Below are 12,199 nucleotides of genomic sequence, written 5' to 3' on the forward strand. Positions count from 1 at the left end.
TCCTTAGTTCTGTAATTCTTTCGTCGTAAAATCCTGCTGATTGCGGCGCGCGCCCTGAGCCAACTGGCTCATAATTTCCGTCAGATACGGCGTTTTCAGGGTATAGAAGCGTTTGGCGATCACGGCACTCAGCAGGTAACAAATAGCCGGGACAATCGTGAACAATGCGATAATGATGCTGATGGTGGCGCTGTTCTGGGTTTTCGCTGCGGCATCGTAACCGCCGCCCGCCAGCATCCAGCCGATCATCGCCCCACCGAGCGCCAGACCCAGCTTGAGCACGAACAGCGTGCCCGCAAAGCTGATCCCCGTCAGACGTTTTCCGTTGCACCACTCGCCGTAATCAACGGTGTCGGACATCATTACCCACTGGATGGGCGTCACGAGCTGATGCAGTACGCCAATCACGAAGATGAAGACGAACATGGTGATGTTGGCGTGCATCGGCACGAAGAACATCGCCAGGCTGACGACCGCCAGCAGGGCGTTCGTCCACCAGAAGACGCTGACTTTGCATTGCCAGTCGGTCAGCGGTTTTGCCAGCGCAGAGCCGATCAGGTTGCCGACGCAATAAGTGGTGAGGAAGGCGACAAACACTTCCGGCGTGCCCAGGATCCAGGTGACGTAATACATCATCGCCCCGCCGCGAACACAGACGGCCAGGATGTTGAGGATGGTCAGCAGGCCGACAATGCGCCACTGGTCGTTTTGCCAGATGTCGCGCAGGTCTTCACGCATTGAGGTGCTACTCGGCGGCGCTTCTACACGTTCTTTGGTTGTGAAGAAGCAAAACGCCAGCATCAGGAACGCCACTACCGAGAGCACGGCAATCCCGCCCTGGAAGCCCAGCGCTTTATCTTCGCCACCAATCAGATTCACCAGCGGCATCATCAGCACGGTGGAGAGCATGCCGCCCGCCGTCGCCAGCACGAAGCGCCATGATTGCAGGGAGATGCGCTGCGTCGGGTCATTGGTGATAACACCGCCCAGCGCGCAGTAGGGAATATTCACCACGGTATAAAGCAGGGTCAGCAGCGTGTAGGTGATTGCGGCATAAATCATTTTGCCGTGCAGGCTGAGGTCTGGCGTACTGTAAGCGAGCACACAGACCAGACCAAACGGCAGAGCGCCAAACAGCACCCACGGACGGAATTTCCCCCAGCGCGACCGGGTACGGTCGGCCAGTAGCCCCATGCAAGGGTCTGAGATAGCATCCAGCGCGCGGGCCAGCAGAAACATGGTGCCGACAAATCCGGCAGGAATACCAAAAATATCGGTATAGAAAAACATCATATAGAACATGACGTTATCGAAAATAATATGGCTGGCGGCATCGCCCATGCCGTAGCCGATTTTCTCTTTAACAGACAGAATCTCACTTTTCATTACGCATCCTTGTTTGCACTTTCTCACGCGCTGGTACCGGTTACAGCTTTTGTAAACCATCCCTGTTGGCGCGGGTATTCCGATATCTCGTTATCAAATTACGATTCTTGTTTTCTGTGATCGGGGTAGCGTCAAAAAATAATCATCACTGTAACTTATGGATTTCGTAGGGATTTATTTGAAACGGGTCATGGTAACGTGAAACGGAAGTTAAAAAAGTGAGTGAGGGGGTGTGGAAACGTTTGGAAGTAGCTATAATGCGCCCCGCCTCCATGTAGCAATCGAGGCGCGGAAGATCGTCATCTCCGGTGAGGTGGCTGGACTTCAAATCCAGTTGGGGCCGCCAGCGGTCCCGGGCAGGTTCGACTCCTGTGATCTTCCGCCAATTATAATAATAATTAACTCCTAATTTAGAGTATATCCATTAATTCAATACCATTTATATCTATAACTTTCACAGGTGAAATAATGAGTGGTTTATTCGGCATGGAATACAAAGATATTGTAATGACAGCAGCAGTAATAATTGGCCCCATACTTGCTGTAGAAATACAAAAAATATTAGAGCAATTTCGTGAAAAAAACAAAATCGCTTATATATATTTAGAACTTTGATGTCAACCAGATCACAAAGACTGCATAGAGATCACGTACAGGCACTAAACATGATTGATATTGAATTCTACGGACGGAAAATTCCATTAATTAAGACACGGTATCAAACAAGCAGAGAGCAGGCAGTAACCCATGCCTGGAAAGCTATAACAATCACTTAAACAAAGCAAAAGAATACCCTGATATAAATATATGGATATCAAAATCCGATGATTTATTCACCGAGCTTTTATATACGATCGCACAAGCCATGAATTATGACTTTGATAAAGTACAATTACAAAGAGATTGTTATAGACCGATAGCTCATGGAGATCTAGAAACCACTCAAGCTAACATATTAAAAGGTCTTGAAGATATATTTTCTGGTAAAAATTCTTTACCAATGACTATAACGAATATCCCCTTCAACGGGGCAAATGCAAGGGATCAGGAAGCTCAGATGGGCAGCCAAGACCTTGATAGTAATAAGTCCTAACCTTTTGGCTCAATTCCTGTATGACGCAACTCCTCCCTCGCCAGTTCCTTCAACCAACTGGCGAGACTTACCCCTTCTTCTGCCGCCACAGCATCCACTGCTCTTTCAATGCCGGATCAATACGCATTTTGAATTGTGGTGATTGACCGCCGCCTTTTGGTTTTTTTTCGCGCGATATGATTGATATGGGGCCACCGATCCAACTATCTCAATCATATAGGAGACCACCTAAAAGCCTCCTACACTAGCAACGCCCCGTTGTGCGGGAACAAAGCCGGAGCGTCTAACCTCACCAACTATCAAGGAGTTGATTATGGCTGATTCGCATTCTACCTCAGACACCGACCAATCCGGAACCAAGCGTTCGGTAATTGTGGGATACCGCCCGAATGTTTTCGACAAATCCACACCCAAAATTATTCTTTCCTGCAAGTGGCTACGCGCTGCGGGGTTTGATACCGGGCAACAGATTACCGTAAAAGCGATGAATGGCTGTATCGTCCTGATGGTCTATGGCGAGCAGAAGCAACGATTGCAGGATGAGCTGAAAGACGCCAATCAGAAGTTGAATAGGATTGAGAGCACGCTGGCGACTCTTCAGTGAAGCACGGCTGAACCTGTAAGCGTTACTTACAGATTACCAGGTCCCGGATGACGCTTGTGCTTATCCGGCCTACTTTCACAATCCCCTTTGTCTGCTCCCCTCCTCATAGTGACCACCAGAAAGATATCGACTATAATGAACGAATCGAACGATTCATGCGAAATGGTGACAATATGCATACTCTTACGGCAAATGAAGCCAAAACCCAGTTTGGCGATATGCTACTTAAAGCGCAGCGAGAGCCTGTGCAAATTAACCGTAACGGTAAACCTGTTGCAGTTGTCGTTTCCATTGAAGACTATGAACAAATGGAAGCCATGAAGCTTCAGTTACTGAAGGCCAAAATTCAGCGTGCTCAAAACGATATTCATTTGGGCAATACTGTTGATGGTGATGCTTTTTTTGATGAGTTGATGGATCAACACAAAGGATAAAAAGTGAGTTACAAACTTACTGGAGAAGCACAGCGCGATATTATTGAAATCCGTGATTACACATCAAGAAATTGGGGCGCTAAACAGTCCAGGGATTATCTTAGAAAATTACGGGGCGTTCTCTCTCAGTTAGCTGAAATGCCAGGCATGGGGCATCATCGAATTGATGATTTTGGTGAAGATATTTACAGCTTTCCTTATGTTAGCCATATGATTTACTACAGTACACAAGACACAAATATTGTTGTATTGGCAGTCTTACACCAAAGCCGAGTACCAACAACACATCTCGGACAACGTTTGTAGCCCGCCACCTTATTTACCAGATGGCGCTAACGCTTATCCGGCCTACGGGCTGCACTCAACAAGTGACAACGTTGCGGCCTTTCATTTGCAGTTGTTCGGTTTTACCGAACAACTGCAATAACCACCATCTTCAATACGTAAAAAAGCCGCCGATCGGTTAATCAGCGGCTTTTACATTACTGCATTACATTAGAAATTATATTTCACGCCGAGCATACCGCGGGTATCGCTGTATCCTTTATCGCCGACCTGTTGGGCCACGTTACTCCATACGTTGAGACGCGGAGTGATTTGACCCTCAACGCCGACTTTCAGCTCGCCGATGTTTTTGGTGCCGCGCATATCGTTGCTCACATCGTCCATTTTCACGCTGGTTGTCTGCGTGTTGTGGATCCAGTTGGCTTCAACAAACGGCTGGAACTCGCGAGATTTACCGTCGTCGATGGCATTGTGACCGTTGATAAAGGCTTTTACCCCCAGACGGGTCATCAGGTTGCCATCGGTGTTGTCCCTCACGCGGGTACCGTTCGCTTCGCGGTGGCTGTCGGCCTGCACATCCATCCACACCACCTGCGCTTTCGGTTGCAGCCAGTAGCTATTGCGCTCGTTTTCACCCAGTTTGAAGCTGTAACCGGCTTCAACAGAAGCGGTTATCCCGCTGGATTTGTATTTCTCTGTCGCCTGTTCCTGGCCCATCACTTTGTTATCAAACCAGTTGTACAGCGCCCAGGTATCCACGTAGGTACCGGTCTTGTCGGCGTCATTGGCATACCATGTGCCGTACAGTCCCACGCTGTAACCTGTGACCTGACCACGTGAATGGTAGCCGGTCAGGCTGGACTGCGTGCGGTTCTGGCTATTGGCATAACCTGCCATCGCGCCAAGATGCCAGCGGTCGAGACCGTCGCTACTCCACTGCGCCAGATCGCCGCCTAACTGCAAGACATAGCTGTTGCTTTGGGTTTTCAACTGTCCGCTACCGTCTTTGAAGCGGGTATGCGCTCCAACGTTACGCATCCACAGGCTGGTGACTTTTTTCTCGCCCGTCAGCATGTCGATGTACTGCGTTTCACCCAGACGGTCGTGCAGTCGGGTCATAAACAGCGTGTTAGCGGCGTAATTGTTCGCCAGATAACTGCCTGCTTCCGGGCGGTACTGCTGCTCAGTAACAGGAGGCGCAACAGGTTCTTCCGGCTCAGGGATAATCGGGTCTACAGGATCGACGGGGTCTGGATCTACCGGACCTGGGTCAATAGGGTCAACCGGATCCGGGTCAACGGGGTCGGGGTCGATGGGATCAACCGGGTCCGGGTCAACGGGGTCCGGCTCTTCCGGATCAGGCGGAGCCGGAATAAAGCTGGTCAGATACCAGTTGCTGCCCTTCTGCACAACGTTATAGTCGTACGCTCCGGCAACAATACGGCCCGCTTTCTCAAAAGTACCGTCAGAATTACCGGCCACTTCGATGATCTCAATGCCTTCAACGGTCTGCGCCCCGGTTCCGCCAATATTGTTCACCGCTACAAACGCGTTACCCGCGGTGTCGCCGAGCACTTTCAGCTTGTCGGTTTCGGAGGTATCGTCATTCAGGACGGTATTGAAAACCAGTTTGCCGCCGTTTCCGGTAAAATCTTCATTGATGGTAAGCGTCTGCCACGGTTCACCGTCAGCATGCCCAAAGTTCACCACTGACCCGCTGTTCAGCGTCAGGTCGGTGAGCGTTGAGCTGTTGGTCATATTCCAGGTCGCGTCGCTCATTTGCAGCGAGATAACGCCCGTCCCGGCAGTGGCGCTGGTGATGTATGACGCCCCGCTCCACAACGAGTTGTCGGTCATGTTGAGCTTAATGGTACTGTTTTGCTGCGGCAGGCTGCTGGTTGCAGCAGTCGCGCCGGCGGCGTGAAGATCGCCATCGATAAGAAAGCGCCCACCAGCGGAGCCGTCTACGGTGCCGCCCGTTTCGGTGCTGATGGCATAGCTTTCATTGCTGTGATTGCCCGCCATGGCAATGGCGGCACCGCCTGCCAGGTTTATCGCCCCGCGTGAAGTCGCATACAGGCCGCGTGGCGCTTTACTGTATGACGCCGCTTTCGCCGAACTGTTGACGTTGATTGTTGCATTTTCGCCGAGATTTACGGTCGCGTTGGTGGAGTAGACCGCATGTGCGCTAACGCCATTGACCGTAATCGTCGCGTTGTTGCCCAGTTCTGTTTTGGAAGACGAGGCGGCATAAATCCCCGTGGAAGAGGAACCCGATGTCTCAATGGTGGCGTCATTGCCAAGCAGGATCGAGGAACCGCTCTGCCCGGTGCGAAGACCTTCTGAACTGTCACCTGTCGTCACAATGTGTGCCCGGTCGCCAACGACAATCGTATTTTTGGCCTGCGTGGCGTCTTTCATTGCGTTTGCAGTGATGCCACGTCCCTGGGTACCGGTGGTCTGAATATACAGATCGTCGCCGACATAAATGCTGGCCGATCCTTTCCAACCCTGGCTATAGGAGTTGTAACCGGCGTTAATACCGTCACCATCCTGACCGTCCACATAAATGCTGGTGCGGTCGCCTGTAATGATAAAGACTGGGTTATCAGGCGTATTGGCCCCATGCGTGCGGATACCGTCAACATCTTTACCATTATTGGCGGCATTCTTCGACTGTGTGCGAATCGTCAGGTCGTCACCGAAAATAACGCCCGGGCTACCCGTGGTACTATTCTGAATAACGGTAACAGAGTGCTCAAAAGCTTCAGCACCGGGTCCATTAATCGTTAATCCATTGCCATAAACGGGAATAGTACCCGCACTCCATTGATAAACATAATTCGGCATGGCGCTGGTTTTAGCGAAATTGGAATTTGCCTGCGCAGGTATTATTGCCTGCAACTCTGGGGGCAAACTACTAACCAGTCCGCTGGAAGGAAGACTATCAACGTCAACCCATGCCGCATGGCTTGAAAATACCATAGAGGTTAATGCGGCTGAAACCGCTATGGCAATACGAGAGTAAGATTTGGGATTTGGCATATCAGCCTCCTGCTATCAGGCGTAGAGCGTCCACCACATCACAAGGATGTGAAAATAATAAAAATCAGAAATGCGTTATAAAATATTCGACAATATTTGATGAATACTATGGCCTAACTTATCTTCAAGCCTGAGCTTGTAGACATATATTTTCTTAATATCGATATTATCTATTTTGGTAATTTGCTGAATGCTTTTTCCTGACACAAAGCGCTTCAGTAATATCATTTCTGTGTAATTGAGTGAGCGTCCGCGTTTACTGTTAGCGAGGTGACCGGTAAATAATCGGCGAATTTTCTGACGCTGAACCTCATCATCATCATCGGAATATATAATCCCTTGAATTTTATTGCTTTTTGACAACCAGTAGTTGGCTAACGGCGCCAGGTTCCTGTCTGCTATCAACACAATATGCATACCGCTATAGGCCAGGCGGTCTACCCATTGCGGGTCGGCGAACAGGCGCAGATTCGGGAAAGAAAAGTCCACAAAAATAAACCCGCGCGACAAATGGTTTTGATTATTAAGCAGAAGTTTTTCAATAATTCCTTTTTGCAGAAAGCCATTTCCCTCTGGCCAGATCGCAAAAGCGGCACGGTGACAGTAGCTGGCGCGAACCGCAGTATCCGGAAATAATTGACAGGATAATTCACAGCTTATGCAACGAACACTCTGTGACGGTGATCTCTTCATCAAAAATGACTCCTGTTATTTTTCCATAAATATTTCATTGGTAAATAAATGTGTCAATCCGACACGTTTGACATTCCTTGTCAGTTAATAACAGTGGTGCTAATAAAATGTAATAAACTCCTGATGTGCTATTATGTATGGGCTGTGATTAATACGATTGCGCTAAGCTTTTTTGTGCCTTACCTCAGAATTACAGCCTGAGCATTAGGAATTTTATGCATAAATTCAGATTCCAGGATAAAACAGTAAAAAAGCACTATTTGCTAAAAAACAACCGATGTAAACGATACTCATTAATTACACAATACTGATAACTCAATCACCCTTGAAGTGCTGTGGATAAATATAATGATAATTCAGATAAAACTGTAATGAATTCTCATTATTTAACATTAGTTAATTCTCACCTAAGAACTGAAAACCATAAGTCATTGTATTTAAAGAGTTTTAATTCCTTAAGTAAAATTCTTATCTTCGATCACGTACAAAGAGTGAGGCATATTTTCGATTTGGATGTAAAATTTAAGGGAGATGTTGGCACACGCGGTGATACGTTGTGGTTACTGAGGGTTGGCAATTGTACCTTATCAATCAGTTGGTCGAATTTAATCCTGATAGCAAAAGTCTGGTCAATCGTCAGACCGGGCGGGCAATACAACTTCAGCTCCCAGCCTCACTTTGTTTTCTCTATTTAATTACTCACGCAAGTGACATTGTTTCGCAGAGCACGTTGATGAAAGTAGGTTGGGGCGAGAGAAATAATGTGACCACCACCAACACATTTTACCAGGCTATTCTGACGCTACGTAATGCGCTGGCGGATGTGGGGCTACCACGAGATACGGTGAAAACTATTTCCCGGCGCGGGCTCAGATTAAATGAAAATACGCAGGTAGAGGCAATAACGCATCCTGAGAGTGACGTTTACCAGCCGCCGGTTATAGAGGATTACGCGCCCCCAAAGATAATTCCTCCCGCGCCTCAACAAACGACGCGGGTACCCTGGTGGGACATTATTTTTAGCGCTGGCATCGTTATTGCCACCCTGCTTATCTGGCTGGTGTGGTATCAAACACGTCCTGTTATGCCGTTTAGTAAATTCGTGTCGGTTTCTATGCAGGTCCCCTCACGACAAAACTGTAAAATCTTTTACTCACCGAATGAGCACGATCAGGAGAATTATTTCAATCTGATGCAGTTGCATCCCTATCTCTGTGAAAACAACAAGCATGTGTTCCTTTCCGGCTACCGAAAAGCGGAGAGGATTGTGGCATTTGTCTGTGATAAAGATGCGCGGGTAGATGCTCACGCGTTTTGTACCACCCATTATTACTGGATGCGCGGGCAATGAAAAAAACACGCCACCTTATTTTGCTGGTGATCGGCCTGGCGACATTACTCGGCTCTGGTGGATGGCTATGGCATTCACGCTATGCCGAAAAACCGCTAAATTGCGTTGGAAATGTTGAATGGAATATTGGCAGCAACCGCTTTGCCGGTACGATTTCATTCCGAATGTACAAAGATGCAGGGCTATCGACCATTACCGGAAAACTGTACGGACGTAATACCTCAGACATTAGCAGGAACATCTATTTCAACTATACCAGGCAGCACGAAGCCCGAGTGCTACAGGCGATGCAGGTGGTCAAAACCTTTGCTGATAGCGCCGATGAAGCTGATATTAACAACACATTACCCGGATTTTATCGCCAAAGCGGACGAACCCTAAGCCTGGTCATGGAGGAGTATAAGGGCGCATGGATTTTTGCCAGCTCCAATGTACCCTCGCTGTACTGCCGCAAAAGGTAACGTCTTATCCGGATACAAAAATCGCGCCTCCCCAATGGAATTCATATTTTCCATCATCGACTTACGCGACATGGGTCACTGAATCCACTAATAACCCATTGCTATTCTTCATCCCGAATCAGGAAACATCCTGAATACCACGATATCCATTGCGTAATAATTAAGCGAAATGGGCGTTTTATTTTGCCCAGAAGACTTCAACCTACAGATGGATATTTGGAGAAGACGTGGGCAGGGGCGTTTATCTCTCTCGCGAGCAATGTCTGCGCGTTCAGGCGTTATCGCACTTCAGGAAACGGTGTGTTTCCGGTGTATTTTTGGCGTACATATGAGGGATACGTAATGTTTACTTTTAAAAAGTGCCTGATTGCACTTTCTATAAATTTGGCCGTTGTTTCATCAGGTTTTGCCTGTACGACCCTGCTGGTCGGTAACGAAGCATCAGCGGACGGCTCTATGCTGGTAGCCCGTAGCGCAGACAGCGATGCCCTAAAAGCGCAACATTTTGTCATTCATCCGGCAAAACAGAATCAGACCGGGGTATACAGTACCAAAGCACATAACGGTGCGAATGACTTTACCTGGCCGCTCCCCAAAAACTCTCTGCGTTATACCACCGTTCCAAACTGGAAAACTCAACTGCACGGCGCGACCGGATTTAACGAGCTGGGCGTTGGCGTGAGCGGCACAGAATCTATTTTTGCCTCACCAAAAGCGCTGGCCGCCGACCCGTACGTTGAGGATAAAGGGATCACCGAAGACGATATTCCAGATATTCTGCTGTCGCAGAGTAAAAACGCGCGTGAAGCCGTGGCGCTGCTGGGCCATATCGTTGAGACCGTCGGCGCAGGTGAAGGCTTTGGCGTTGCCGTCGTCGACGATAACGAGATCTGGTACCTGGAAACCGGCAGCGGCCATCAGTGGATGGCGCAGCGTCTGCCAAATAACCAGTATTTTGCCACCGGTAATCAGGGCCGCTTACAGGATTACGATCCGAAAAACCCGGACATGATGGCGTCAAAAAACCTGATTCAATTTGCGACTGAAAAAGGTCTGTACGAACCAACAAAAGATGGCAAATTCAACTTCTCCAAAGCCTATACCCGTGATGATGAGCGCGATCGCACGTATAACGATCCTCGCGTATGGACCATCCAGAAAGAGTTCAATCCTTCCGTAAACCAGGATATGGCCAAAGGGCGTGAATTCCCGGTCTTCATGACGCCAGAGAAGAAAATGACGCTGGACGATGTGAAGGCCGTACTGCGTAATCATTACGAAGGCACCAGCCATGACCCCTACACCAACGGTCTGAACGGCAAAGAACCATGGCGTCCGGTCAGCGTCTTCCGCACCTATGAAGCGCACGTTATGCAGGTCCGTCCGTGGTTGCCAAAAGAGATTGGTGAAACGACCTACATTGGTCTGGGCATGGCCGACCTCACCGCTTTTGTTCCGTACTACAGCGGCCTGAAAGCGTATCCGGCAAACTACACGATGGGTAGCGACAAAGCGGACGATCAATCCATTTACTGGAAATACCGCAAGCTACAGACGTTGACGATGACTGATTATCCGAAGCTCGCGCCAATCGTCAAAAAAGCCTACAAAGCGTGGGAAGACAAAGTGGCGAAGGAGCAAAAAGAGGTCGAAGCAGAGTACCTGAAGATGGCCAAAACTGATAAACCAGCCGCCGATAAGATGCTGAATGACTTCAACCTGCGCATCATGGCCGACGCCGAGAAGCTGACGGAAGACCTCACTAATCAGTTGTTTACCATCCGCACGAAAGACATTCAGTCTGATATTTTCTTTGCAAACGCGGCGAAAAAAGACTGAGTAACAACGCGATAATATTCTGGCGCAAGCGCATATTAGCTTTGCGCCAGCATTTCACACCGCGCCTTCACCGCGTCGTGCAGCAGACGGACCGCCGTCGAAAGCTGCTTCCGATGCGGGCAAATCATATTCAGAGGAACTTTCTCCCCCTGATAATCCGGCATCAGCAGTTGTAATCGACCGTCACGCACATCCTCGCTGACATCCAGCCACGACTTGTACGCCACGCCTTCTCCGGCAATCGCCAGCCGTCGAATAACTTCCGCATCGTCGCTCATAATGGCGCCGTTAACCTGTACACTGCTGACCTCGCCGTTACGCGTAAACGTCCAGCGATCGTGCAGGCGGCCGCGTAATACGAAGGTCATGGCGTTGAGCTGAGTTAAATCGTCCGGGGTTTGCGGCGCGCCGTTTTGCTTAACCCATTGCGGTGATGCCACCAGCACGCGTCGATTACCCGGTGCAACGGGCAGTGCAATGTAAGACGCGTCTTCAATGTTGCCATAGCGAAACGCAACATCGACGGGATCTTTAAAGACATCCGTCACCTGGTCAGAGAAAAAAATCCGCAGGCGCAGCGCGGGATAGCGGCGTCGAAACGACTGAAAGACGGGCAGCAGCAGGTTACGACCGAGATCGGAAGGCACGGCGATTTGCAGCGTGCCTGACACTTCATCTTCCGGGGTCTGAATTTTTTGCAGCCCGGCATGCATCACATCCAGCATCTGGCGAGCATAGGGCAGCCAGACCTCGCCCTCCGGCGTCAGGCGCAGGCTGCGCGTGGAGCGGGCGAACAAGCGGATAGCCAACGTAGACTCCAGGCGCTTGATAGCAGAACTGACCTGGGCAGGCTGAACCCCGACTTCACGCGCGGCATCGCTAAAACTATTCAGCGCCGCGGCGCGGACAAACAACGTGAGATCTTCAAGCCGGAACATTTTCACTCCCCGAGTATAAGTCCTGTCGCCGTACGGCTATTTTTCCCGTTCTGCTACCGGTTTACCATCG

General features: G+C 49.4%; 10 protein-coding genes, 1 tRNA gene and 2 pseudogenes. 8 read left to right on the top strand and 5 right to left on the bottom strand.

The features are described from left to right. Nucleotides 1-3: 3 nt before the first annotated feature. Nucleotides 4-1,386, bottom strand: a complete 1,383-nt coding sequence (locus OGW16_RS09835) for a glycoside-pentoside-hexuronide family transporter (protein WP_043018758.1) — start codon at nt 1,384-1,386, stop codon at nt 4-6. A 290-nt stretch (nt 1,387-1,676) separates the two neighbouring features. On the opposite strand from OGW16_RS09835, the gene OGW16_RS09840 reads away from it, so the two are divergent. Next, a tRNA-Sec gene (locus OGW16_RS09840) sits at nt 1,677-1,771 on the top strand. Nucleotides 1,772-1,893: 122 nt separating this feature from the next. Further along, nucleotides 1,894-2,479, top strand: a pseudogene (locus tag OGW16_RS26355) (DUF6680 family protein). Here the strand turns inward: OGW16_RS26355 and OGW16_RS09855 are convergent. Next, nucleotides 2,476-2,666: pseudogene (locus OGW16_RS09855) on the bottom strand (hypothetical protein). The pseudogenes OGW16_RS26355 and OGW16_RS09855 overlap by 4 nt on opposite strands. 126 nt (nt 2,667-2,792) lie before the next feature. On the opposite strand from OGW16_RS09855, the gene OGW16_RS09860 reads away from it, so the two are divergent. The 3 genes from OGW16_RS09860 to OGW16_RS09870 all read left to right on the top strand — a co-directional run bounded on the left by OGW16_RS09860 (nt 2,793) and on the right by OGW16_RS09870 (nt 3,823). Then, nucleotides 2,793-3,083: a SymE family type I addiction module toxin gene (locus tag OGW16_RS09860; RefSeq protein WP_286518377.1), complete on the top strand. Its 291-nt coding sequence runs from the start codon at nt 2,793-2,795 to the stop codon at nt 3,081-3,083. A 173-nt stretch (nt 3,084-3,256) separates the two neighbouring features. Continuing rightward, entirely contained in the window at nt 3,257-3,517 is a 261-nt protein-coding gene (locus OGW16_RS09865; protein WP_032940654.1) for a type II toxin-antitoxin system Phd/YefM family antitoxin, read from the top strand. Between the two features lie 3 nt (nt 3,518-3,520). After that, nucleotides 3,521-3,823, top strand: a complete 303-nt coding sequence (locus tag OGW16_RS09870) for a type II toxin-antitoxin system RelE/ParE family toxin (protein ID WP_286518379.1) — start codon at nt 3,521-3,523, stop codon at nt 3,821-3,823. 189 nt (nt 3,824-4,012) lie between these two features. Here OGW16_RS09870 and misL read toward each other — a convergent pair whose 3' ends face one another. Together misL and OGW16_RS09880 are read right to left on the bottom strand one after the other, a co-directional pair. After that, nucleotides 4,013-6,847, bottom strand: a complete 2,835-nt coding sequence (gene misL / locus OGW16_RS09875; protein WP_286518380.1) for an intestinal colonization autotransporter adhesin MisL — start codon at nt 6,845-6,847, stop codon at nt 4,013-4,015. A gap of 75 nt (nt 6,848-6,922) precedes the next feature. Beyond that, entirely contained in the window at nt 6,923-7,540 is a 618-nt protein-coding gene (locus tag OGW16_RS09880) for a helix-turn-helix transcriptional regulator (RefSeq protein WP_043018761.1), read from the bottom strand. A 577-nt stretch (nt 7,541-8,117) separates the two neighbouring features. Between OGW16_RS09880 and OGW16_RS09885 the strand changes: the two genes are divergently transcribed. The 3 genes from OGW16_RS09885 (at nt 8,118) to OGW16_RS09895 (ending at nt 11,191) form a co-directional block, all read left to right on the top strand. Further along, a complete protein-coding gene (locus OGW16_RS09885; protein WP_043018846.1) occupies nt 8,118-8,891 on the top strand; it encodes a winged helix-turn-helix domain-containing protein in 774 nt (257 codons plus the stop codon). After that, nucleotides 8,888-9,352, top strand: a complete 465-nt coding sequence (locus tag OGW16_RS09890) for a hypothetical protein (RefSeq protein ID WP_043018762.1) — start codon at nt 8,888-8,890, stop codon at nt 9,350-9,352. Before OGW16_RS09885 ends, OGW16_RS09890 begins: the two co-directional genes overlap by 4 nt. A gap of 342 nt (nt 9,353-9,694) precedes the next feature. Further along, nucleotides 9,695-11,191, top strand: coding sequence for a C69 family dipeptidase (locus tag OGW16_RS09895; protein ID WP_043018763.1), 1,497 nt, complete (start codon nt 9,695-9,697; stop codon nt 11,189-11,191). A gap of 35 nt (nt 11,192-11,226) precedes the next feature. Here the strand turns inward: OGW16_RS09895 and OGW16_RS09900 are convergent, their stop codons facing one another. Beyond that, nucleotides 11,227-12,129 carry a LysR family transcriptional regulator gene (locus tag OGW16_RS09900; protein ID WP_286518381.1) on the bottom strand — a complete coding sequence of 301 codons (903 nt, stop codon included), beginning with the start codon at nt 12,127-12,129 and terminating at the stop codon, nt 11,227-11,229. Nucleotides 12,130-12,199: the final 70 nt, after the last annotated feature.

Source organism: Citrobacter sp. Ce104 (assembly GCF_030334595.1).
In the GTDB taxonomy this organism is placed as follows: Bacteria; Pseudomonadota; Gammaproteobacteria; order Enterobacterales; family Enterobacteriaceae; genus Citrobacter; species Citrobacter europaeus.